The organism is Pseudomonas sp. HD6422, from assembly GCF_025377065.1.
In the GTDB taxonomy this organism is placed as follows: domain Bacteria; phylum Pseudomonadota; class Gammaproteobacteria; order Pseudomonadales; family Pseudomonadaceae; genus Aquipseudomonas; species Aquipseudomonas putida_U.
The window spans coordinates 1-21,850 of the sequence record NZ_JAHWIW010000048.1 but is presented as its reverse complement, the minus strand read 5'-3'; the positions used below and the strand labels follow the sequence as shown (position 1 = coordinate 21,850).

General features: G+C 64.5%; 21 protein-coding genes. 11 read left to right on the top strand and 10 right to left on the bottom strand.

All coding sequences use genetic code 11. From position 1 onward, the window contains the following. Positions 1-85: 85 nt before the first annotated feature. The 7 genes from KY379_RS24875 (at position 86) to KY379_RS24845 (ending at position 6,618) form a co-directional block, all read left to right on the top strand. The gene (locus KY379_RS24875; RefSeq protein ID WP_133330520.1) at positions 86-871 is read left to right on the top strand and encodes a transporter substrate-binding domain-containing protein; all 786 of its coding nucleotides are present in this window, start codon (positions 86-88) and stop codon (positions 869-871) included. 23 nt (positions 872-894) lie between these two features. After that, positions 895-1,560: an amino acid ABC transporter permease gene (locus tag KY379_RS24870; protein WP_196172452.1), complete on the top strand. Its 666-nt coding sequence runs from the start codon at positions 895-897 to the stop codon at positions 1,558-1,560. Next, positions 1,561-2,208: an amino acid ABC transporter permease gene (locus tag KY379_RS24865; protein ID WP_133330516.1), complete on the top strand. Its 648-nt coding sequence runs from the start codon at positions 1,561-1,563 to the stop codon at positions 2,206-2,208. Then, positions 2,195-2,926: an amino acid ABC transporter ATP-binding protein gene (locus KY379_RS24860; RefSeq protein WP_261241917.1), complete on the top strand. Its 732-nt coding sequence runs from the start codon at positions 2,195-2,197 to the stop codon at positions 2,924-2,926. The genes KY379_RS24865 and KY379_RS24860 overlap by 14 nt, the downstream gene beginning before the upstream one ends. Positions 2,927-3,020: 94 nt before the next feature. Next, the gene (locus KY379_RS24855) at positions 3,021-4,367 is read left to right on the top strand and encodes a glutamine synthetase family protein (protein WP_133330512.1); all 1,347 of its coding nucleotides are present in this window, start codon (positions 3,021-3,023) and stop codon (positions 4,365-4,367) included. A 72-nt stretch (positions 4,368-4,439) separates the two neighbouring features. Continuing rightward, positions 4,440-5,213, top strand: coding sequence for a gamma-glutamyl-gamma-aminobutyrate hydrolase family protein (locus tag KY379_RS24850; protein WP_261241919.1), 774 nt, complete (start codon positions 4,440-4,442; stop codon positions 5,211-5,213). 46 nt (positions 5,214-5,259) lie between these two features. Beyond that, the gene (locus KY379_RS24845; RefSeq protein ID WP_261241920.1) at positions 5,260-6,618 is read left to right on the top strand and encodes an aspartate aminotransferase family protein; all 1,359 of its coding nucleotides are present in this window, start codon (positions 5,260-5,262) and stop codon (positions 6,616-6,618) included. A 58-nt stretch (positions 6,619-6,676) separates the two neighbouring features. Here KY379_RS24845 and KY379_RS24840 read toward each other — a convergent pair whose 3' ends face one another. From KY379_RS24840 to glcD, 4 genes are read right to left on the bottom strand one after another with little or no spacing between them, the layout of a single operon-like run. Beyond that, the gene (locus KY379_RS24840) at positions 6,677-7,075 is read right to left on the bottom strand and encodes a heme-binding protein (protein ID WP_133330506.1); all 399 of its coding nucleotides are present in this window, start codon (positions 7,073-7,075) and stop codon (positions 6,677-6,679) included. Between the two features lie 9 nt (positions 7,076-7,084). Continuing rightward, positions 7,085-8,302, bottom strand: coding sequence for a glycolate oxidase subunit GlcF (glcF, locus tag KY379_RS24835; RefSeq protein ID WP_261241921.1), 1,218 nt, complete (start codon positions 8,300-8,302; stop codon positions 7,085-7,087). A 9-nt stretch (positions 8,303-8,311) separates the two neighbouring features. After that, a complete protein-coding gene (gene glcE, locus KY379_RS24830) occupies positions 8,312-9,364 on the bottom strand; it encodes a glycolate oxidase subunit GlcE (protein ID WP_133330502.1) in 1,053 nt (350 codons plus the stop codon). Further along, positions 9,364-10,863, bottom strand: a complete 1,500-nt coding sequence (gene glcD, locus KY379_RS24825; protein ID WP_133330500.1) for a glycolate oxidase subunit GlcD — start codon at positions 10,861-10,863, stop codon at positions 9,364-9,366. The genes glcE and glcD overlap by 1 nt, the downstream gene beginning before the upstream one ends. 238 nt (positions 10,864-11,101) lie before the next feature. Here glcD and glcC point away from each other — a divergent pair, with 238 nt between their 5' ends. After that, positions 11,102-11,881, top strand: a complete 780-nt coding sequence (gene glcC / locus KY379_RS24820) for a transcriptional regulator GlcC (RefSeq protein ID WP_133330498.1) — start codon at positions 11,102-11,104, stop codon at positions 11,879-11,881. 21 nt (positions 11,882-11,902) lie between these two features. Here glcC and KY379_RS24815 read toward each other — a convergent pair whose 3' ends face one another. The 3 genes from KY379_RS24815 to KY379_RS24805 all read right to left on the bottom strand — a co-directional run bounded on the left by KY379_RS24815 (position 11,903) and on the right by KY379_RS24805 (position 13,949). Beyond that, positions 11,903-12,088, bottom strand: a complete 186-nt coding sequence (locus KY379_RS24815) for a hypothetical protein (RefSeq protein WP_261241924.1) — start codon at positions 12,086-12,088, stop codon at positions 11,903-11,905. A gap of 331 nt (positions 12,089-12,419) precedes the next feature. Then, positions 12,420-13,472 carry an alpha/beta fold hydrolase gene (locus KY379_RS24810; protein ID WP_261241925.1) on the bottom strand — a complete coding sequence of 351 codons (1,053 nt, stop codon included), beginning with the start codon at positions 13,470-13,472 and terminating at the stop codon, positions 12,420-12,422. A gap of 309 nt (positions 13,473-13,781) precedes the next feature. Beyond that, positions 13,782-13,949, bottom strand: coding sequence for a DUF6026 family protein (locus tag KY379_RS24805; RefSeq protein WP_165976096.1), 168 nt, complete (start codon positions 13,947-13,949; stop codon positions 13,782-13,784). A 208-nt stretch (positions 13,950-14,157) separates the two neighbouring features. On the opposite strand from KY379_RS24805, the gene gnd reads away from it, so the two are divergent. The 3 genes from gnd to KY379_RS24790 are packed head-to-tail and all read left to right on the top strand — an operon-like array spanning position 14,158 to position 18,502. Next, positions 14,158-15,141 (top strand): phosphogluconate dehydrogenase (NAD(+)-dependent, decarboxylating), encoded by a 984-nt coding sequence (gene gnd, locus KY379_RS24800; RefSeq protein ID WP_133330491.1) that lies wholly within the window; start codon positions 14,158-14,160, stop codon positions 15,139-15,141. After that, positions 15,138-16,655 carry a glucose-6-phosphate dehydrogenase gene (gene zwf, locus KY379_RS24795; protein WP_261241931.1) on the top strand — a complete coding sequence of 506 codons (1,518 nt, stop codon included), beginning with the start codon at positions 15,138-15,140 and terminating at the stop codon, positions 16,653-16,655. The genes gnd and zwf overlap by 4 nt, the downstream gene beginning before the upstream one ends. 35 nt (positions 16,656-16,690) lie before the next feature. Continuing rightward, the gene (locus tag KY379_RS24790) at positions 16,691-18,502 is read left to right on the top strand and encodes a glycoside hydrolase family 15 protein (protein WP_261241932.1); all 1,812 of its coding nucleotides are present in this window, start codon (positions 16,691-16,693) and stop codon (positions 18,500-18,502) included. Here KY379_RS24790 and KY379_RS24785 read toward each other — a convergent pair. The 3 genes from KY379_RS24785 to nhaB all read right to left on the bottom strand — a co-directional run bounded on the left by KY379_RS24785 (position 18,493) and on the right by nhaB (position 21,610). Beyond that, positions 18,493-19,434, bottom strand: a complete 942-nt coding sequence (locus KY379_RS24785; RefSeq protein ID WP_133330485.1) for a ribonuclease Z — start codon at positions 19,432-19,434, stop codon at positions 18,493-18,495. The genes KY379_RS24790 and KY379_RS24785 overlap by 10 nt on opposite strands. Before the next feature lie 57 nt (positions 19,435-19,491). Then, positions 19,492-20,040, bottom strand: a complete 549-nt coding sequence (locus KY379_RS24780) for a lipocalin family protein (RefSeq protein WP_261241934.1) — start codon at positions 20,038-20,040, stop codon at positions 19,492-19,494. A gap of 67 nt (positions 20,041-20,107) precedes the next feature. Further along, positions 20,108-21,610, bottom strand: a complete 1,503-nt coding sequence (gene nhaB, locus KY379_RS24775) for a sodium/proton antiporter NhaB (RefSeq protein ID WP_261241935.1) — start codon at positions 21,608-21,610, stop codon at positions 20,108-20,110. Between the last annotated feature and the right edge of the window lie 240 nt (positions 21,611-21,850).

The window sequence follows — 21,850 nt, the reverse complement described above, 5'->3', positions numbered from 1 at the left end:
TGTGCAGGGGGATCGGGGCAATGCTGGCATGGCCTGTGCAATTTCCGCTGGCAGGCACTTCACTGCATCCCCAGAGGCATTTCCCATGAAAACCCTTCGCTCCCTGTTCCTTTCGACCCTGCTGTGCGGCGGCGCCTTGGCCGTTTCCCATGCCCAAGCCGATGCGCTGGCCGATATCACCGCCCGTGGCGTGCTCAAGGTGGCCGTGCCCCAGGACTTCCCACCCTTCGGTTCGGTCGGGCCGGATCTCAAGCCGCGCGGCCTGGACATCGACACCGCACAACTGTTGGCCGACAAGCTGGGCGTGAAGCTGGCCCTCACTCCCGTCAACAGCACCAATCGCATTCCGTTCCTGACCACCGGCAAGGTCGACCTGGTGATCTCCAGCCTGGGCAAGAATGCCGAACGCCAGGCGGTGATCGACTTCTCCCGCCCCTATGCACCGTTCTACCTGGCGGTGTTCGGCCCTGAGCAAACCGCGATCGCCGACATCGACGCCATCGCCGGCAAGACCATCAGCGTGACCCGCGGCTCGATCGAGGACATGGAGCTCAGCGCCGTGGCGCCCAAAGGCGCGACCATCAAACGCTTCGAGGACAACAACTCGACCATCGCCGCCTACCTCTCGGGCCAGGTCGACCTGATCGCCAGCGGCAGTGTGGTGATGGCGGTCATCGCCGAGAAGAACCCGTCCAAGGTCCCGGTGATGAAGGTCAAGCTCAAGGACTCGCCGGTCTATGTCGGCCTGGCCAAGCAGGAGCCGGCCTTGCTGGAAAAGGTCAATGCCACCCTCGATGCGGCCAAAGCTGACGGCAGCCTCAACCGCAACGCCGAGAAATGGCTGAAGCAGCCACTGCCGGCCGATCTCTGAGCGGCCTCGGGAGTCGTTGACCCATGGCTTATCAATTCGATTTCGCCCCGGTGTTGGCCCAGGGCGACCTGTTGCTCAAAGGCGCCTTGTTCACCCTCCAGCTGACGCTGGTCGGCACCCTGGTCGGGGTCGCCATCGGCATCGTCGGTGCCGGCGTGCGTGCCTGGCGGTTGAGGCCGTTCGATGCGCTGTTCGGCCTGTACGTCGAGCTGATCCGCAACACGCCGTTCATCGTCCAGTTGTTCTTCATCTTCTTCGGCCTGCCGTCGCTGGGGGTGCGCTTGACGGAATGGCAGGCCGCGGTATTGGCCATGGTGATCAACCTGGGCGCCTATTCCACCGAGATCATCCGCGCCGGCATCCAGGCCATTCCCAAAGGCCAGTTGGAAGCCGCGGCGGCGCTGGCCATGAGCCGCTTCGAGGCGTTTCGCCACGTGGTCCTGCAGCCGGCGCTGGCCAAGGTCTGGCCGGCGCTGTCGAGCCAGATCGTGATCGTCATGCTGGGGTCGGCGGTGTGCTCGCAGATCGCCACCGAGGAGTTGTCGTTCGCCGCCAACTTCATCCAATCGCGCAATTTCCGGGCTTTTGAAACCTACCTGCTGACCACCGCGCTGTACCTGGTCATGGCGATCGTCGTGCGTCAGTTGCTGCTCTGGCTGGGGCAGCGGCTGCTGATGGGGAGACGTTGAATGGACTTCACCTTGTGGGACATCGTGCGCAACCTGCTCGTGGGCTTGCAATGGACCTTGTTGCTGTCGCTGGTGGCGTTCGTCTGCGGGGGCATCGCCGGCCTGTTGCTGCTGCTGGCGCGGATCTCCGAGCATCGCGTGCTGCGCGGCGCGGCCAAGGCCTACATCGAGCTGTTCCAGGGCACGCCGCTGCTCATGCAGCTGTTCATGGTGTTTTTCGGCATCGCCCTGTTCGGCATCGATGTGTCGGCGTGGATGGCAGCGGCCATCGCCCTGACGCTGTTCACCAGCGCGTTTCTCGCCGAGATCTGGCGAGGCTGCGTCGAGTCCATCGCCCGCGGCCAGTGGGAGGCCTCCGGCAGCCTGGCCATGAGTCGCCTGGAGCAGCTGCGCTACGTGATCCTGCCCCAGGCCCTGCGCATCGCCATCGCACCCACCGTGGGCTTCTCGGTGCAAGTGGTCAAAGGTACGGCGGTGACCTCGATCATTGGTTTCACCGAGCTGACCAAGACCGGCGGCATGCTCGCCAATGCCACTTTCGAACCCTTCCTCATCTACGGCCTGGTGGCCGTGGGCTATTTCATTCTTTGCTATCCGCTCTCGCTGAGCGCCCGCTACCTGGAAAGGAGGCTGCATGCCCCTGCTTAGAGTGTCTGCATTGCACAAGTACTACGGTGACCACCAAGTGCTCAAAGGCGTTGACCTGACCATCGAAGAGGGCGAGGTGGTCGCCATCATCGGCCGCAGCGGTTCGGGCAAGAGCACCTTGCTGCGGACCCTCAATGGTCTGGAATCGATCAGCGACGGGGTGATCGAGGTCGATGGCGAATACCTCGATGCCAGCCGCGCCGATTTACGCGCGCTGCGCCAGAAGGTCGGCATGGTGTTTCAGCAATTCAACCTGTTCCCCCACCTGACCGTGGGCGAGAACGTCATGCTCGCACCTCAGGTGGTGAAAAAGGTCGACAAGGCCCAGGCCCGCGAGTTGGCGCAACAGATGCTGGCCAGGGTCGGGCTTGGCGACAAGTTCGACGCTTATCCCGATCGCCTCTCCGGCGGGCAGCAACAACGCGTCGCCATCGCCCGCGCGCTGGCCATGTCGCCCAAGGTTTTACTGTGCGATGAAATCACCTCGGCGCTCGATCCGGAACTGGTCAACGAAGTGCTCGGCGTGGTCCGCCAACTGGCCAAGGAAGGCATGACGCTGATCATGGTCACCCACGAAATGCGCTTCGCCCGGGAGGTGGGGGACAAACTGGTGTTCATGCATCACGGCAAGGTGCACGAGACCGGCCACCCGCGTGAGGTGTTCGCCGCCCCGAGATCCGCGGAACTGGCGAACTTCATCGGCAGCGTCGCGGGGTAACGACGAAGGCCGCTCATGCGCGGCGCTTGACTCGTGAAATTTTTACTGTATTTTTTCATGAAAAATAACTCTAAAAATTTCACGAGGGCCCAAGATGGGTGTCATCTTTCCGGATCTGTTGGCTGAAGTGCGCGCATTCCGCGCCCAGTACCCAGACGTACGCTATGTCGACCTGATTGCGCTGGATATCCCAGGGCATTTCTACGGCAAGCGCTATCCCATGGACATGCTGGAAAAAGTCGCCTCCGGCACGCCGCTGAAGTTGCCGCAGAACTGCGTACTGTTGGGCACCCAAGGGGGCCTGTACCCGATCGCTGACTATTGCTTCGCCGACGGCGATCCGGATGCCGTGCGGCGCCTGGTGCCGGGCACCCTGAAGCCGGTGCGCTGGGAAAAGGCACCCCTGGCGCAGATGCTGATCACCTCCGATGGCACCGCCAACCCTATCGAGTTCGAACCCCGCGAAGTGCTGGTGCGCGTGCTCGAGCGCCTGGCCAGTCGCGGCATTCGCCCGGTCGTGGCGTTCGAGCTCGAGTTCTACCTGTTCGACCGCAAGCTCGACAACGGCCTGCCGCAGTTTCCGCGTGACACCGCGACCGACGACCCGGACGACCAACCGAATATGCACATCGAGCGGCTGTCGCGCTTTTCCGAGGTGCTCCACGAGATGGTCGAGGGCGCCAACGAGCAAGGCGTGCCGGCCAACGTCATCACTGCCGAGCTGGGCCCGGGCCAGTTCGAGATCAACTTCGCCCACAGCGACGATGCCCTCGCCGCAGCAGACAGCTCGGCGTTGTTCTGCCGCAGCACCCGGGGGATCGCCATGAAGCACGGCTACCGCGCCAGCTTCATGAGCAAGCCTTACCTGGAAGCACCGGGCAGCGGCATGCATGTGCATGTGAGCCTGTACGATGAGGCCGGCAACAACCTGCTGGCCGACGCCGAGCAGCGCAAGCTGCGCCATGCGGTGGCGGGGTGCCTGGAACTGTTGCCGCACTGCATGCCGATCTTCGCCCCCAACCACAATGCCTACCGCCGCTACGGCGCCATGGTCAATGCCGCGAGCAAGGCCAGTTGGGGCTTCGAGGACCGCGATGCGTGCATCCGCATCCCTGAATCCGACCCGCGCAACCTGCGCATCGAGCACCGCCTGGCCGGCGCCGATGCCAACCCGTACCTGGTGCTGGCGGCCATTCTCACCGGCATGGAGCACGGCCTGGAGCGCGCCGTCGAACCCATCGCGCCGCTCAACGACGACCGCCAGAGCGGCATCGACTTTCCCAAGGATGCCCTCAGCGCCCTGGCCGCCATGCGGCACCACCCGGTGATCAACCAGGGCTTGGGCAGTGAGTTCGTGATGGTCTATTGCGAAAACAAGTACCAGGAACAACTGGACTTCATGCATCACATCGATGCGCGCGAGTACCGCTGGTTCTTGTAGGCACTGGCCTGGCGACGAGCGCTTCTCATCTATTTCAACACCACTTGCAACATGGATTTGCCGGAGGAAGATATGCCCCGTGTGCCCGTTATCGGCATCACTGCATGCACCCGCGTGATCGAGCAGCATGCGACCCAGACCATCAGCGAGAAGTACGCGCGCGCGGCGGCCACGGCGGCGTGCGGCCTGCCCATCGTGATTCCTAGCCTCGCCGAGCTGATCGACTGCGAAGACATCCTCGAGGTGGTGGACGGGCTGATTTTCACCGGTTCGCCTTCCAACATCGAGCCGCTGCACTACAACGGCCAGGCCAGCGCAGCCGGTACCCAGCACGACCCGCTCCGCGACGCCACCACGCTGGCGCTGATGCGTGCGGCCATCGCCGCCGGTGTGCCGGTGCTCGGTATCTGTCGCGGCTTGCAGGAAATGAACGTGGCATTGGGCGGCACCTTGCACCAGAAAGTCCACGAAACCGGCGTGTTCATGGATCACCGCGAGGTCAAGGGCGAACCCATCGAGCGTCAGTACGGTCCGCGCCACCCGATGCATATCGAACCGGGCGGGCTGCTCGACCGCATGGGCTTGCCGGCGGTCATCGACGTCAACTCCATCCACGGCCAGGGCATCGACGTACTGGCCCCCGGGTTGAGGGTGGAGGCACGGGCGCCGGATGGCTTGGTGGAGGCGGTCTCGGTGCACAACAGCAAAGGTTTTGCCCTCGCCGTGCAATGGCACCCTGAGTATCAGGTCATGGATAACCCGCATTACCTGACCCTGTTCCAGTCCTTCGGCAAGGCCTGCCGGCAGCGCTCGGTACTGCGCCAGATGCTCTTGAAGTCCGCCTGAACAATCCACTTTTACAACGACAAGACTACGTGATGGAGTGAAGTCAATGAGTGAACAACATTCGCAGACCCTGGCCTGGCAGGCCCTGAGCCGTGACCACCACCTGGCGCCGTTCAGCGACGTCAAACAGTTGGCCGAAAAGGGGCCGCGCATCATCACCTCGGCCAAGGGCGTGTACCTGTGGGACAGCGAAGGCAACAAGATCCTCGATGGTATGGCTGGCTTGTGGTGCGTGGCGGTCGGCTATGGCCGTGATGAGCTGGCCGAGGTCGCCAGCCAGCAGATGCGCCAACTGCCTTACTACAACCTGTTCTTCCAGACCGCCCACCCGCCAGCATTGGAGCTGGCCAAGGCGATTGCCGATGTGGCCCCGGCCGGCATGAACCACGTGTTCTTCACCGGCTCAGGCTCCGAAGGCAACGACACCGTGCTGCGCATGGTTCGCCACTATTGGGCGATCAAGGGTCAGAAGCACAAGAAGGTCATCATCGGTCGTATCAACGGCTACCACGGCTCCACCGTCGCCGGCGCCGGCCTGGGTGGCATGAGCGGCATGCACCAGCAGGGTGGCTCGCTTCCGGACATCGTGCATATCCCGCAGCCATACTGGTACGGCGAGGGCGGCGACATGAGCGAAGCCGACTTCGGCGTGTGGGCGGCCGAGCAGTTGGAAGCCAAGATCCTCGAAGTCGGGGTGGAGAACGTCGCCGCCTTCATCGCCGAGCCGATCCAGGGCGCCGGCGGCGTGATCATCCCACCCCAGACCTACTGGCCGAAGATCAAGGAAATCCTCGCCAAGTACGACATCCTGTTCGTCGCCGACGAGGTGATCTGCGGGTTCGGTCGCACCGGCGAGTGGTTCGGCTCGGACTACTATGACCTCAAGCCCGACCTGATGACCATCGCCAAGGGCCTGACCTCCGGTTACATCCCCATGGGCGGTGTGATCGTGCGCGACGAGGTGGCCAGGGTCATCGCCGAGGGTGGCGACTTCAACCACGGCTTCACCTATTCCGGGCATCCGGTAGCAGCGGCGGTGGGGTTGGAGAACCTGCGCATCCTGCGGGATGAGAAAATCATCGAGCAGGTACACGAGAAAACCGCTCCTTATCTGCAGCAGCGCCTGCGCACGTTGGCCGATCATCCGCTGGTGGGCGAGGTGCGTGGTCTGGGCATGCTCGGGGCGATCGAGCTGGTCAAGGACAAGGCCTCGCGTGCCCGTTATCAAGGTAAAGGGGTGGGCATGATCTGCCGACAGCATTGCTTCGACAATGGGCTGGTCATGCGCGCCGTGGGCGACACCATGATCATCGCGCCGCCGTTGGTGATCAGCATTGAGGAGGTCGATGAGTTGGTGGACAAGGCGCGCAAGTGCCTGGATCTGACGTACGAAGCGGTTCGCTGAGGGGCGCTCGATCGCACAGCCGCCGCACGCCTTACGTCAGGCATCAAACCTGCCGCGCTCAAAGCCCAGCGATGCCGGCGGCGGCCACTTGTGCATCCTGCTCGGCCTTGACCCCGGAGACCCCGACTGCGGCGATCACCTGGCCATCGACCACGACCGGCAGGCCACCTTCGAGCGAGGTGAGCAGTGGGGCGCTGACGAAGGCGGTGCGGCCACCGTTGACCATCTCTTCGTAGCCTTTGGTGTCGCGCCGACCCAGGGCGGCGCTGCGGGCCTTCTCGGTGGCGATGTAGGCGGCGATCGGCGCGCAGCCATCCAGGCGTTCCAGGGCCAGAGGGTGGCCGCCGTCGTCGACCACGGCAATCGACACTTTCCACTGGTTGCGTTGCGCCTCGTCGCGGGCAGCGGCAAGGATGCGAGTGACGTCGGTGTGTTCCAGTACGGCTTTGCGTTGCATGGTCATCTCCTAGATAAGGGCTTCTTCCACCAGTTCGATCCAATGGCGCACCGGCGTGCGCCCAGCGCTGTCGAGGTGGGTCTGGCAACCGATGTTGGCGGTGACGATCACCTGCGGATTACCGCTTTCCAGCGCGTTGAGCTTGTTGTCCCGCAGTTGTCGCGAGAGCGCCGGCTGAGTCAGCGAATAGGTGCCGGCCGAGCCGCAGCACAGGTGGCCGTCAGGCACCGCCGTGAGACTGAAGCCTAGCCGGCCCAGTACACCCTCGACGGCGCCGCCGAGCTTTTGAGCATGTTGCAGGGTGCATGGGCAATGAAACGCCAGGCGCTGATCGGCGTGCACGCCGAGGTTTTCCAGGGGCTCTTCGCGCAGGACCTCGACCAGGTCGCGGGCCAGGCCGCTGACCTTGGCCGCCTTGGCGGCATAGGCCGGATCGCCGGCGAGCAGGTGGCCGTAGTCACGGACGAAGGCGCCGCAGCCGCTGGCGGTCTGCACGATGGCTTCGGCACCGGCTTCGATCGCCGGCCACCAGGCGTCGATGTTGCGCCGGGCCCGATCGAGGCCTTTGTCCTGAGCGTTGAGGTGATAGTCCACCGCGCCGCAGCAACCGGCCTCCCGCGCCGCGGTCACCGAGATGCCCAGGCGGTCGAGCACACGGGCGGCGGCGGCATTGGTATTGGGCGACAGGCTCGGTTGCACGCAGCCTTCGAGCATCAGCACCTGACGCGCATGCTGACGCTGCGGGCGCGGCTTGGCTGGCGGTGCATGGCGCGGCAGCTTGGCTTGCAGGGTGTGTGGTAACAGCGGGCGCAACGCCTTGGCGGTCTGCGTGAAGGCCTTGAACAGCGCAGGCCGGGGCACCACGCTGCGCAGACCTTCGCGCAGCAGGCGTTGGCCGAGCGGGCGCGGGACCTTTTCCTCGACCACCGCACGGCCGATGTCCAGCAGGCTGTGGTACTCCACGCCCGAAGGGCAGGTGGTTTCGCAGTTGCGACAGGTCAGGCAGCGGTCTAGGTGGCTTTGCGTCTTGGCGGTCACCTCCTGGCCTTCGAGCACCTGCTTGATCAGGTAGATGCGCCCGCGCGGCCCGTCCAGTTCGTCGCCGAGCAACTGGTAGGTCGGGCAGGTGGCGGTGCAGAAACCGCAGTGCACACACGAACGCAGAATGCGTTCGGCTTCCTCGGCGCGAGGAAGGCTTTTGGCGTAATCGCTCAGATCGGTTTGCATGGCGCGCTCTCAGACGTCGGCGTACAGACGGCCAGGGTTGAAGATGCCCTGGGGGTCGAGTTGCTGCTTGAGGTTGCGGTGATAGCGCAACAGCGGTTCGGCCAGTGGTTGGAAAGGCTCCGGGTCCTGGCGGAACAAGGTCGCGTGACCTCCGACCTGGGCCGCAGCCGCGCGAATGGTCTGCGCCGGGGCATCGGACTTCAGCCAGCGCTGGGCGCCGGCCCAATCGAGCAACTGTCTGCCCGGCAGGTTCAGCAGCGGCGTGTTGTTCGGCAGCGACAGCCGCCACAGCGGTTCGTCGCCGGCGAAGAAGCCCAGGCGTTGCTCGCGCAGTTCGGCCCAGTACCGGCTGTCCAGTGCCTGGCCGCCGAGCCGGTCGACGGCTGAAGCCACCGAACCTTCGCCGCCCTCCAGGCGCAGGTGCAGGGCCTCGCCGTCGTGGCAGGCGGCGCTGATCGGTATCGGCTGCTGACCCCATTCGGCCAGCTCGCCCAGGGCCTGATGGGCATCCATCGGCAAGCGCAGACTGTGGCACGCGCGTGGCTTGGGCAGCACCTTCAGCGACACCTCGACCAGCAGCCCCAGACAGCCGAAACTGCCGGCCATCAAGCGTGACAGGTCATAGCCGGCGACGTTCTTCATCACCTCGCCGCCAAAGCGCAACAACTTGCCGTGGCCAGTGATCACCCGGGTGCCCAGCACATAGTCGCGGGTCGAACCGGCCCATGGCCGACGAGGGCCGGACAGGCCCACGGCGACCATGCCGCCCAGGGTCGCCTCAGGGCCCAGGTGCGGTGGCTCGAAAGGCAGCATCTGCCCCTGGGCCTGCAACGCCGCTTCGATTTCCGCCAACGGCGTACCGGCTCGGGCAGTGAGCACCAGTTCGGTCGGGTCGTAGCTGACGATGCCGCGGTGCACGCGGGTGTCGAGCACCTCGCCCTGGACCGGGCGGCCGAGCATGGCCTTGCTGTTGCCGCCCTGGATGCGCAGCGGGGTGCGTTCGTTGAGCGCCTGGTTGACCTGCTCCAGCAGCGCCACGCTGGCGTCGTGATCGTGTCGCATCAGAAGCGCTCCAGTTCAGGGAACGGCAGTTGGCCGTGGTGCACGTGCATCGAGCCGAACTCGGCGCAACGGTGCAGGGTCGGAATGTTCTTGCCAGGGTTGAGCAGGCCCTGGGGGTCGAAGGCGTGCTTGACGGCATGGAACAGGGTCAGTTCGTCGCTGCTGAACTGCGCGCACATCGCGTTGATCTTCTCGCGGCCCACGCCGTGCTCGCCGGTGATGCTGCCGCCCACCGCTACGCACAGTTCGAGGATGCGAGCGCCCAGGGCCTCGGCGCGCTCCAGTTCGCCGGGCTGGTTGGCATCGAACAGAATCAGCGGGTGCATGTTGCCGTCGCCGGCATGGAATACGTTGGCCACCCGCAGACCGAACGTTTCCGACAGCGTGCTGATACCGGTGAGCACCTCGGGCAGCGCCCGGCGCGGAATGGTGCCGTCCATGCAGTAGTAGTCCGGCGAGATGCGTCCGACGGCGGGGAAGGCGTTCTTGCGCCCGGCCCAGAACCGCGCCCGTTCGGCCTCGTCGCAGGCCAGGCGCACGTCGGTGGCCCCGGCAGCCTTGAGCACTGCCTCGACCCGCTGGCAATCGTCCTCCACATCGGCCTCCACGCCATCGAGCTCGCAGAGCAGAATGGCCGCAGCGTCCACCGGGTAGCCGGCGTGGATGAAGTCTTCGGCGGCGCGGATCGACAGGTTGTCCATCATCTCCAGACCACCGGGGATGATCCCGGCGCTGATGATGTCGGCCACCGCTCGCCCGGCTTTTTCCACCGAGTCGAAGCTGGCCAGCAGTACCCGCGCCACCTGTGGCTTGGGTAGCAGTTTGACGGTGACCTCGGTGACCACGCCGAGCATGCCTTCGGAGCCGGTGAACAGCGCCAGCAGATCGAAGCCCGGCGCGTCGAAGGCATCGCTGCCCAGGGTCATGCATTCGCCCTCGATGGTGAGAATGTCCACCTTCAGCAGGTTGTGCACGGTCAGGCCGTATTTCAGGCAGTGCACGCCACCGGCGTTTTCGGCCACGTTGCCGCCGATCGAGCAGGCGATCTGCGAGGAAGGATCGGGCGCGTAGTACAGGCCATGGGGCGCTGCCGCCTGGGAGATGGCCAGGTTGCGTACCCCAGGTTGAACGCGGGCGAAGCGGCCTTCGGGATTGATTTCGAGAATGCGATTGAAGCGTGCCATGACCAACAGGATGCCTTGTTCGAGCGGCAGCGCGCCGCCGGACAGCCCGGTACCGGCACCGCGTGCCACCACCGGCACGTTCAGCGCGTGGCACAGCTTGAGCAGCGCCTGCACCTGTTCGAGGCGTTCGGGCAGCACCACCAGCAGCGGCACCACGCGATAGGCCGACAGGCCGTCGCACTCGTAGGGACGCAGGTCTTCGAGGGTGTGCAGGATCTCCAGGTCGGGCAGGGCCGAGCGCAGGCGATCGAGCAGCATTGCCTTGTCCACCCGGGGGAGCGCGCCGTCGACGCGCTCGTCGTAGAGAATGTTCATGGTGCTCGCTTTTGTGTTTTGTTATGACGAGCCCAGACCAAGGTCTGCGGCTCCACGCTGAACGTCTTCGAGACTGCGGCCTGGGACAGCTGACGTCGAGGGGCGGGTTCACTGGTCCTACCACTTTTTTCCTGCTGTCAGGTGAAGAGGTGGATGCTTGGGGGCTTTCGGGGCTAGGATCTTGATGAAAGCGCCTTGCCCACTGACAACTGGTCCTACCAGTGAACAAGAGGTTGCGATGTCCAGTTCGCCGCACACGAAACAAGAAAGGGTCCAGGTCGCCGACCAGGTCGCAGAGCGAATCGAGAAGTTGATCGTCGACGGCGTGATCAAGGTGGGTCAGGCCTTGCCATCGGAACGACGCCTGGTGGAGAAGCTGGGCTGTTCGCGTTCGGCGCTTCGCGAAGGGTTGCGCGTGCTCAGGGGCCGGGGCATCGTCGAAACCGAGCATGGTCGCGGTTCCTATGTCGCCGACCTGACCCGCGCCGACAATGCCACGCCGCTGATGCACCTGTTCAGTTCCCAGCCGCGCACCTTGTTCGACCTGCTCGAGGTGCGGGCTTTGCTCGAAGGCGAGTCGGCTCGTCTGGCCGCGCTACGTGCCACCGAGGTCGACCGGCTGCTGATCAAACGCCGCTACGACGACATGCTGGCCGCCCATGAGGATGCGCAGCCGCACGATCCCCGCGAGCAGGCGCGGCTCGACCATGCGTTTCACCGGGCGATCAGCGAGGCCTCGCACAACCCGGTGCTGGTTCACACCCTGCAGACCCTCAGCGACCTGACCTTGAGCACCGTGTTCGCCTCGGTCAACAACCTTTACTGCCGGCCGGCGCAAAAACGCCAGATCGACCGCCAGCACGCCCGCCTGTACCACGCGGTGATGGAGCAACTGCCGGAACAGGCGCAGCGGGCAGCCAAGGAGCACATCCATAGTATTCGCGACAACTTGCGCGAGATCGAACAGGAAGAGCAGCGCCTGGTACGGGCGACCATGCGCCTGGAGGGCTGGCGCTGAGCGGACGAGCGCGTCGGAGGTTTACTGCAAGGTCGCTGGCCGCAGCGCTGGCGGCAGGTTGCTCAGCATCTGCTCCATCTGCCTGATCTGCAGGCCAAGCGTCGCGGCTTTTTCCAGTTCGCCATCCGCCAGCAGGCGGTCGCGGGAGCGGCGCAGGTCCAGCAGGGTTTTCTGCAGCCCGCGTGCTGCTTCGTGAAAATGTTCCATGTTGTTTCTCTTTGCCGTGGGCATCCGTGCCGTTGTAGGAAGCGCGGACCCTAACAGCTCGAAAGTCGGGCTCGGAACTGGGGTTTCATACAGGCATTTCGCAAGTTGGTTATCCGGCCTACAGCGGTAGGTTAACCATTCCTACATTCAGATGTGAGATCTGTTTCCGTTCGTGAATCTGAGCGAAGAAACGCAGGCCCCGGCAGTCCTGGGTCGCGCTGCAATGGAATGGGTGCTTCACCCGCCAGGCCCGCACGGATCGTGCGCGAAGAGTTTCGCCTGGCAGGTGAAACTTGCTGTAGCAATTGACCCGGTTGCTGCGCCTTGCCGTTCAAAGATGATCTGCGTCCACCACTGCCTTGGCGAAGGCCTGCGGCGCCTCTTGCGGCAGGTTATGGCCGATGCCGCCGGCGATCAGGCGGTATTCGTACTTGCCGCTGAAACGCTGGGCATAGGCCTCGGCTGGCGGATGTGGGGCGCCGTTGGCATCGCCTTCGAGGGTGATGGTCGGCACGCTGATGCTCGGCAGCTTGGCCAATTTGGCTTCCAGCGGGTCGTACTGCGCTTCGCCCTGGGCCAGGCCCAGGCGCCAACGGTAGTTGTGCACGGTGATGGCGACCTGGTCGGGATTGTCCAGGGCCTTGGCGCTGCGTTCGAAAGTGGCATCGTCGAATGCCCACTTGGGCGAGGCGATCTGCCAGATGAGCTTGGCGAAGGCGTGACGGTTGGCGGCATAGCCGGCCTGGCCTCGGGCGGTAGCGAAATAGTACTGGTACCACCACTGCAATTCGGCACTCGGTGGCAGCGGTGCCTTGGCGGCTTCCTGGCTGCTGATCAGGTAACCGCTGACCGACACCAGGGCCTTGACCCGTTCCGGCCAAAGCGCCGCGACGATGTCGGCGGTGCGTGCACCCCAGTCGAAACCGGCGAGCACGGCGCGCTGCACATGCAGGGCGTCCATGAACGCGATCAGGTCGCTGGCCAGTGCTGCAGGCTGAGCATTGCGCGGGGTCTGCGCGGAGAGAAAACGGGTCTGGCCATAACCGCGCACATACGGCACCAGCACCCGGTAGCCCTTGGCGGCCAGGGTTGGGGCGACCTCCTGGAAGCTATGGATATCGTATGGCCAACCATGCAGCAGAATCACCACCGGGCCATCGGCCGGCCCCTGCTCGACGTAGGCCACATCCAGCACGCCGGCCTTGATGTGCTTGAGCGGGCCGAAGGTGTCCTGGCTGCTGGACGAGACCGTGGGAGCTGCGGATGCTGCCAAAGTGCTGCCGGTGGCGGCCAGGCCGAGCGGCAACAGGGCACAGGCAAACAGGGCTGCGCGGGTCAGGTGGCGTGGCGCGGACGGGGCGGTGGTGGGGTGGCTGGCGAACATCGTGCGTCTCCTTGCGTGGGCATCGGTGCGGTTGATGCCAGCCAGTAAAGAGGAACGCTGTATCCCGTCTGTGTCTGCCGTGGGCAGCTGTTGCCGAGTTGTGTGTCCGGTTGCAGTTCGTACACAAATAGATACATTCACCGGTCGCAGGCGGCGTTCGCCCGTCTGACCAGCGATCCCGAGCTCAGTAGCGCCGGGTAGTGGGGACTTCCGAATTCGTGAGTCGTCTTCAGTTGAGGCGGTTTAGTGCAGGGAGGCGCTGCGGTCGGGTGGGAGCCAGGGCAGCTCCCACGCAGGAGGGGAGGTTACTTACAGGCTGACGGATTTGTCGTCAGCGCGCTTTTGCTCCAGCAGCATGCTCAGCTGGGCGACTTGAAGGCGCAACTGGTCACGCTCATCCTTCAACTGACGCAGTTCGTCGCGGCGCACGGAGACATAGAGGGTCTGGGTTGGAGTGGCAGGCATGTATGTACCCATGAATACACCTCGCGGTTTTGGCTGGTGACAGTTGAAGCTTAGACGCTTCATGCGGCGCGCATTGTGAATTCTTTCCAAGGCGATGGGAACTTTTTTGTTTATGGTTGTCTCGCCGTTCGTCGCTGAACCCTCGTGCGGTACGCTGGACTAATCTGAAAACCTGAACTGTGTTGTCATCTAATTTTTCGTGAAAGGGGAGCATCGGCTCATGCAACTGGGAATCGTCGGGCTGGGCCGCATGGGCGGCAATATCGCAAGGCGCTTGATGCGCGCCGGCCACCGCACCGTGGTCCATGATCGCAGCCGTGACGCGGTGACCGCGCTGGAGGGCGAAGGCGCCCAGGGCGCGCACGACCTGGGCGCGCTGGTGCAGAAGCTCAAGGCACCGCGCGCGGTGTGGGTGATGCTGCCGGCGGGCGAGCCGACCGAGCAGACCATCGCCCAGCTGGCCGAGCTGCTGGAGCCGGGCGATGCGATCATCGACGGCGGTAACACCTTCTACAAGGACGACGTCCGCCGGGCGGGCGAGCTGGCCACACGCGGCTTGCATTACCTCGACGTCGGTACCTCCGGGGGAGTGTGGGGTCTGGAACGGGGCTACTGCATGATGATCGGGGGCGAGAAGGACGTGTTCGAGCGCCTGGAGCCCTTGTTCAAGGCCTTGGCCCCAGGTGTTGGCGACATTCCTCGCACCCAGGGGCGCGAGGGCGAGCACCAGCGCGCCGAGCACGGCTACATCCATGCCGGCCCGCCCGGTGCCGGGCACTACGTGAAGATGGTGCACAACGGCATCGAGTACGGCCTGATGCAGGCCTATGCCGAAGGCTTCGACCTGCTGCGCAGCAAAGGCGGCAACGAACTGCCGGAGGACCAGCGCTTCGACCTCAATGTGGCTGAAATCGCGGAAGTCTGGCGCCGAGGCAGTGTGGTGACCTCCTGGCTGCTCGACCTCACCGCCGATGCCCTGGTGGCCGATCCACAACTGACACAGTTCAGTGGTTCGGTGTCCGACAGCGGCGAAGGACGCTGGACCATCGATGCTGCCGTCGAGCAGGCGGTGCCGGTGCCGGTGCTGTCCAGTGCCTTGTTCGCCCGCTTCCGCTCGCGCCAGCAGCAGGGCACCTACGGCGACAAGATCCTTTCGGCCATGCGCCTGGGCTTTGGCGGCCACGTCGAGAAGAAAGCCGAATGAATCCACGCAAGCCGCGCACTGCGCCGCCGTGCACGCTGTTCCTGTTCGGCGCCAGCGGCGACCTGGTCAAGCGCCTGCTGATGCCGGCGCTGTACAACCTCAGCCGCGACGGCCTGCTGGATCGCAACCTGCGCATCGTCGGCGTCGATCACAACGCCTCGGACCGCGAGGGGTTCGTCGAGCACCTGTATGGCTTCATGCGCGAGCGCGATCAGGCTGGCGACTGCGCCGGCAAGTGCCTGGACGAGAAACGCTGGGCGCGGCTGGCCAAGTGCCTGGACTACCAGACCGGCGACTTCCTCGACCCCGAGACCTATGCCGCTCTGGCCAAGCGCATCGATGCCACCCGCCATGGCAACGCGATTTTCTACCTGGCCACCGCGCCGCGGTTCTTTCCTGAAGTGGCCCAGCGCCTGGGCCAGGCCGGCCTGCTCGATGAGTCCGCAGGGGGTTTTCGCCGGGTGGTGGTGGAAAAACCCTTCGGCACCGACCTGGCCAGTGCCGAGGCGCTCAATGCCTGCCTGTTGAAGGTCATGGGCGAGCGGCAGATCTACCGCATCGACCACTACCTAGGCAAGGAAACGGTGCAGAACATCTTGGTCAGCCGTTTTTCCAACGGTCTGTTCGAGTCGTTCTGGAACAACCACTACATCGACCACGTGCAGATCACCGCCGCCGAAACCGTCGGTGTGGAGACCCGCGGCGCGTTCTACGACAGCACCGGCGCGCTGCGCGACATGGTGCCCAATCACCTGTTCCAGTTGCTGGCGATGGTGGCCATGGAGCCACCGGCGGCGTTCGCCGCCGATGCCGTGCGCAGTGAAAAGGCCAAGGTCATCGGCGCGGTGCGCCCCTGGTCGCCGACCATGGCGCTGAAAAACTCCGTGCGCGGTCAATACAGCGCCGGCAAGCAGGGGCGCAAGCGTCTGCCCGGTTATCGCCAGGAGCCCAACGTGGCAGCCGACAGCCAGACCGAAACCTACGTGGCGCTCAAGGTGATGATCGACAACTGGCGCTGGGCCGGGGTGCCGTTCTACTTGCGTACCGGCAAGCGCATGAGCGTGCGCGACACCGAGATCGTCATCTGCTTCAAGCCGGCACCCTATGCCCAGTTCCGCCAGTCGGCCCTGGAGCGACCCAAGCCCAACTTCCTGAGGATTCAGATCCAGCCCGACGAGGGCATGGCTTTCGCCATTCAGGCCAAGCGGCCGGGGCCTGAAGTGGTGGTGGAAAACGTCGAGCTGGGGTTCGCCTACAAGGACTACTTCAACATGACCCCGGCCACCGGCTACGAAACCCTGATCTACGACTGCTTGACCGGCGACCAGACCTTGTTCCAGCGGGCCGACAACATCGAGAACGGCTGGCGCGCGGTGCAGCCGTTCCTGCAGGCCTGGGCCAAGGGCGGTGAGGTGCATGAATACCCCGCCGGGCAAGATGGGCCGAAGGCGGCCGACGACCTTCTGGCCAAGGACAAGCGCGAGTGGCAGCCATTGGGCCGTAACCGCAGCTGATGCCCGCCATCCCGGCATTCAACCAAGGAGACTCGATGCCTGCTCCAATCGAAGACTACGCCTTGCTCGGCAATTGCCGCAGTGCCGCCCTGGTCAGCCGTGACGGCTCCCTCGACTGGCTGTGCCTGCCGCGCTTCGACGCTCCGGCGGTATTCGCAGCGTTGCTCGGCAATGAGGAAAACGGCCGTTGGCGTCTGGCGCCCAGCGATGACGTCGAGCGCAGCACGCGCCGCTACCTGGACGACACACTGGTGCTGGAGACTACCTGGGTCACCGCCGGTGGCCGTGCCCGGGTGCTCGACCTGATGCCGCTGGGCGAGGTCAATTCGGTGGTGCGCATCGTCGAGGGCCTGTCGGGCGAGATCAACTTCGAAATGGATCTGGTGATGCGCTTCGACTACGGGCGCAGCGTGCCTTGGGTGGAAAAGCTCGACCCGCTGACCCTCAGCGCCGTCGCCGGTCCCGACCGTTTGCTGTTGTGCAGCACGGTCGAGGCCCACGGTATGGATCACCACACCGTGGCGCGGTTTCGCGTCAGTGCCGGCGAGCGTCAGGTGTTCAGCCTGCGCCATCAACCTTCGCACCTGCCGGTGCAACCGGACTGCAACATCGAGCGTGCATTGGAGCAGACCATCGCCCAGTGGCAGGCTTTCGCCGCCCGATGCCCGGACGTCGGCCCCTACAGTGCCGTGGTGCGACGCTCGTTGCTGACCCTCAAGGCCATGACCTACGCACCGACCGGCGGCATCGTGGCCGCCGTGACCACCTCGCTGCCCGAGCGGGTGGGTGGCGAGCGCAACTGGGACTACCGCTTCTGCTGGCTGCGCGATGCCACCATGACCTTGCTGGCGTTCATGAACCTGGGCTATTTCGATGAAGCCCAGGCCTGGCGCGAGTGGTTGCTGCGCTCGGTGGCCGGCAACGCCGAGCAGATGCAGATCATGTACGGCCTGGCGGGTGAGCGCGACCTGCATGAGTTCGAGTTGCCCTGGCTTGCCGGCTACGAGCACTCGCAACCGGTACGCGTAGGCAACGCCGCGGCCCAGCAACTGCAACTGGATATCTTCGGCGAGCTGGCCGATGCCATGAGCCAGGCGATCAAGGGAGGCCTGCCGCGTCATCCACGCAGCGCCTCCATCGCCCGTTTGATCCTGCCGTACCTGGAGCGCATCTGGCGCGAGCCGGATGAAGGCATCTGGGAAGTGCGGGGTGGCCCTCAGCAGTTCGTGCACTCGAAAGTCATGGCCTGGGTCGCGTTCGACCGGGCCGCAGGCCTGGCCGAAACCACCGAAGAGGGCCGCGAGCAGGGACGACACTATCGGCAGATCGCCGACCAGATTCACCACGAGGTCTGCAGTCACGGCCTGGACGCCACGGGGCGGTTTTTCGTGCAGGCCTACGGTTCCGACGAGATTGATGCCAGCCTGTTGCAGATCGCCCTGACCGGCTTTCTTCCTGCCCACGACCCTCGTTTCGTCGAGACTCTGGCGCAGATCGAGCAGCGCCTGCTGAAGAACGGCCTGCTGTTGCGCTACGACACCGACAGCTGCAGCGATGGCCTGACCCCAGGCGAAGGTACCTTTCTGGTCTGTTCGTTCTGGTTGGCGGATGTCTACGTGCTGCTTGGCCGCCAGCAACAGGCCCAGGCGCTGTACGAGCGCCTGCTGGGCTTGTGCAACGACGTGGGGCTGCTGGCCGAGCAGTACGACCCGGCGGGCAAGCGCATGCTGGGCAACTACCCCCAGGCGTTCAGCCATATCGGCATCATCAACACCGCACTCAACCTGCATCGGGCCCAGTGTCCTGTGCGCGACCGGGCTGCTTCAGGGGCGGGCGACTACGTTTGAGCCGCGACCAGGCAGCCGTCGCGATCCAGGTGATAGCGCTGCAGGTCCCGCGCCAGCGTCAAGTTGCCCCGGTAATGCGCCTGGGCTTCCTGGGCAATGCTCTCCAGGCTTGGATAACGGGCGCTGAAGTGGGTCAGCACCAGGTTGCGCACCCCGGCCAGTTCGGCGAAGCGCGCCACCTGGGCTGCCGTGCTGTGGCCCCAAGTCAGGCCGGAGCGGGCGACGACCGGCTCGGTGAACGTGGCCTCGTGTACCAGCACATCCACGTCGCGGGCGACCTCGGCGAGCAATTCAGGACGGTCGTTATCGCCGCAGACGATCACCCGCCGTGGCGGACGTGAAGCGCGCAGGTAGTCGGCAGCCTGCAAGGTCCGGCCTTCATGCACCACATTCTGGCCCCTGGCCAGTTCCCCCCACAACGGCCCCCTCGCCACGCCATCGGCTTCCAAGCGCGGGATATCCAGGCGGGGTTCCGGGTTCAGCTCGCTGAACACATAACCGACGCTGGGCACCCGGTGCGACAGCTGCACGGTCTCCACTTGCAGCACCGCATTGCGCCAGCCGCAGAAGCCCTCCAGCGCATGTAGGCGCAACTCGAAAGGCAGGTAGCTGTCGCTGGCTGTCAGGCTCAGGCGCAGCCACTCATGCAGCGCAGCGGGCAGCACGAGGTCGAGCGGCTCGCTGCGCCCGCTCACTCCGGCACTGGCCAGCAACCCCGGTAAGCCGAAGCAATGGTCGCCGTGCACATGGGTGATGAAGATGCCGCTCAGGTCGCGCAACGAAAGGGGCGAATGCAAGAGGCGATGCTGGGTGCCTTCGCCGCAATCGACCAGATACCAGCGCCGACCGCTGGCCTCGATGACGGCAGTGGCGCTGACATTGCGGGCCTTGGTGGGCACGCCGGCCGAGGTGCCCAGAAACTGCAGGTCCATGGCGAATTCCTTAACGCTTGAGGGCGCCATTGTAGGCCAATGGCGCCCTCAAGCGGCTCACTGCTGGCGCCAGATCAGCTTGCTGGTGTCATAGCCTTGTTCACGGGCGATGCTCAGCAAGCGTTCACGGGTCTGGTCGCTGACCGTTTCGGTCCGTGACAACAGCCAGAGGTACTCGCGATTGGGGTGGCCGACCAGCGCCACGCGATAGTCCGCGTCGTGGTACAGCACCCAGTACTGGCCCTTGGTCAGGTTCGGCGCCAGGCGGCTGAACCAGTTGTCGAAGCGCACCCACAGCTTGTCGGTCTTGCCGGCTTGCTGGGGCTCGGCGGTGCCGTGGGCTGCATTGGTCTGCCCGTCCTTTTCCTGGCAGACATTGGTCACATCGATGCGGCCGTCTTCGCGCAGTGCATAGTGCGCCTGGGACTTCACGCAGTTGCGCTGGAAGAACATCGGCAACCGAGCCAGCTCGTACCAGGTGCCTTGATAGCGCTGCAGGTCGACCTGCTGAGTGGTGGGTGGGTTGCGCGTTTCATCGGCGGAGCCGGCGCAACCGACCAGTGCCAGGCTGATACAGGATAGAAGCAGGGCGGTACGCAGAGCCATGATCAAACTCCTTGCAAGGGGGACGTGAATTTCGACCGCGCGGCACGGGCAAAAGTGCGGCTGACGATCACAGCCAGTAGGTCACCGCCCACCAGCCCAGACCGCCCATAACCAAGGTATACGGCAGCGCCATCCAGACCATGCGCCCGTACGACAGCCGCACCAGCGGTGCAATCGACGAGGTCAGCAAGAACAGGAACGCGGCCTGCCCGTTGGGCGTAGCGACACTGGGCAGGTTGGTGCCGGTGTTGATCGCCACGGCCAGGGTTTCGAGGTGTTCCTTGCTCATGCTGCCCTGGAGGAAGGCCTGCTTGACCTCGGTGATGTAGATGGTAGCGACGAACACGTTGTCGCTGATGGCCGACAGCAGCCCGTTGGCCAGGTACAGCATGCCCGGCTGTTGCTCGGCCGGCAGGGCCAGCACCCATTCGATGAGAGGGGTGAACAACTGCTGCTGGTGGATCACAGCTACCACCGCGAAGAACACCACCAACAGTGCGGTGAACGGCATGGCGTCCTGGAACGCGCGGCCCAGGCGGTGCTCGTCGTTGATGCCGGTGAAGGCGGTGATGAGCACGATCACCATCAGGCCGATCAGGCCCACCTCGGCCACATGCAGGGCCAGGCACACGATCAGGATCAGCGCCGCCAGACCCTGCACCCACAGCGCCAGTCGCTGGGCCTGGGTTCGTGCCGCGTCGTCTTCCTTGGCGCAGTTTGCCAGTACCTGGCGGACATTCTCCGGCAGTCGAATACCGTAGCCGAACAGGGCAAAGCGCTCGAGCAGCACGCAGGTGACCAGGCCGGCAGCCAGTACCGGCAGCGACACCGGTGCCACCTTGAGGAAGAACTCGACGAAATGCCAGCTCATCTCATGGCCGATCAGCAGGTTCTGTGGTTCGCCGACCAAGGTGCAGACACCCCCCAGTGCGGTACCGACGGCACCGTGCATCAGCAGGCTGCGCAGGAAGGCGCGGAACTGGTCGAGGTCGTCGCGATGCAGTCCATGAATACGCTGGTCGCTGTCCACGGCACTGTCCTCGCGTGGGTTGGTACCCGATGCGACACGGTGGTAAACGGCGTAGAAACCGACAGCGGCGCTGATGATCACGGCAGTCACGGTCAGGGCATCGAGAAACGCCGACAAGAACGCCGACAATACGCAGAACAGCAGCGACAGCGCGGCCTTGCTGCGGACCCCGAGCAGGATGCGCGAGAACACGAACAGCAGCAGTTCCTTCATGAAGTGAATGCCGGCGACCATGAACATCAGCAGCAGGATCACGGGGAAGTTGTGCAGCAGTTCCTCGTACAGAGCCTCCGGCGAGGTCATGCCCAGGACCAGCGCTTCGATCAAGAGCAGGCCGCCGGGCATCAGCGGGTAGCACTTGAGCGCCATGGCCAGGCAGAAGATGAACTCGATCACCAGTGTCCAGCCTGCGGCTACGGGGCCTGCAGTGGTGAGCAGCAAGGGGTTGAGCACCAGGAACAGGGCAATCAGCGCCTTGTACCAGCGGGGCGACTGACCCAGGAAACCGTGGGCCAATGTGCCGGCTAGGGAATGTGACATGAATTTGTATCCTTATGATTCGGCGTAGCGGCACGGTGCCCGATCATCGGGCCTTAGGCAAGGCTGACAGTCCCGTTTTTGGGTTCTTCACAGATTGGTGGGGTTGGCGGAGTGGGGTTGGGGATTTGGGATTGGGGCTCTGTGATTGGGTGGCTGATCCGAAGGATGTAGCGGCGCTACTGGCCCCTTCCGCCTTTACGGCGGGTCCCTTAATGAGATGGTCACCCCGGCACCCTGCGA

Coding starts and splice junctions, on each gene's coding strand:
- KY379_RS24875 (WP_133330520.1), top strand. CDS start 86: ATGAAAACCCTTCGCTCCCTGTTCCTTTCGACCCTGCTGTGCGGCGGC.
- KY379_RS24870 (WP_196172452.1), top strand. CDS start 895: ATGGCTTATCAATTCGATTTCGCCCCGGTGTTGGCCCAGGGCGACCTG.
- KY379_RS24865 (WP_133330516.1), top strand. CDS start 1,561: ATGGACTTCACCTTGTGGGACATCGTGCGCAACCTGCTCGTGGGCTTG.
- KY379_RS24860 (WP_261241917.1), top strand. CDS start 2,195: ATGCCCCTGCTTAGAGTGTCTGCATTGCACAAGTACTACGGTGACCAC.
- KY379_RS24855 (WP_133330512.1), top strand. CDS start 3,021: ATGGGTGTCATCTTTCCGGATCTGTTGGCTGAAGTGCGCGCATTCCGC.
- KY379_RS24850 (WP_261241919.1), top strand. CDS start 4,440: ATGCCCCGTGTGCCCGTTATCGGCATCACTGCATGCACCCGCGTGATC.
- KY379_RS24845 (WP_261241920.1), top strand. CDS start 5,260: ATGAGTGAACAACATTCGCAGACCCTGGCCTGGCAGGCCCTGAGCCGT.
- KY379_RS24840 (WP_133330506.1), bottom strand. CDS start 7,075: ATGCAACGCAAAGCCGTACTGGAACACACCGACGTCACTCGCATCCTT.
- glcF (WP_261241921.1), bottom strand. CDS start 8,302: ATGCAAACCGATCTGAGCGATTACGCCAAAAGCCTTCCTCGCGCCGAG.
- glcE (WP_133330502.1), bottom strand. CDS start 9,364: ATGCGACACGATCACGACGCCAGCGTGGCGCTGCTGGAGCAGGTCAAC.
- glcD (WP_133330500.1), bottom strand. CDS start 10,863: ATGAACATTCTCTACGACGAGCGCGTCGACGGCGCGCTCCCCCGGGTG.
- glcC (WP_133330498.1), top strand. CDS start 11,102: ATGTCCAGTTCGCCGCACACGAAACAAGAAAGGGTCCAGGTCGCCGAC.
- KY379_RS24815 (WP_261241924.1), bottom strand. CDS start 12,088: ATGGAACATTTTCACGAAGCAGCACGCGGGCTGCAGAAAACCCTGCTG.
- KY379_RS24810 (WP_261241925.1), bottom strand. CDS start 13,472: ATGTTCGCCAGCCACCCCACCACCGCCCCGTCCGCGCCACGCCACCTG.
- KY379_RS24805 (WP_165976096.1), bottom strand. CDS start 13,949: ATGGGTACATACATGCCTGCCACTCCAACCCAGACCCTCTATGTCTCC.
- gnd (WP_133330491.1), top strand. CDS start 14,158: ATGCAACTGGGAATCGTCGGGCTGGGCCGCATGGGCGGCAATATCGCA.
- zwf (WP_261241931.1), top strand. CDS start 15,138: ATGAATCCACGCAAGCCGCGCACTGCGCCGCCGTGCACGCTGTTCCTG.
- KY379_RS24790 (WP_261241932.1), top strand. CDS start 16,691: ATGCCTGCTCCAATCGAAGACTACGCCTTGCTCGGCAATTGCCGCAGT.
- KY379_RS24785 (WP_133330485.1), bottom strand. CDS start 19,434: ATGGACCTGCAGTTTCTGGGCACCTCGGCCGGCGTGCCCACCAAGGCC.
- KY379_RS24780 (WP_261241934.1), bottom strand. CDS start 20,040: ATGGCTCTGCGTACCGCCCTGCTTCTATCCTGTATCAGCCTGGCACTG.
- nhaB (WP_261241935.1), bottom strand. CDS start 21,610: ATGTCACATTCCCTAGCCGGCACATTGGCCCACGGTTTCCTGGGTCAG.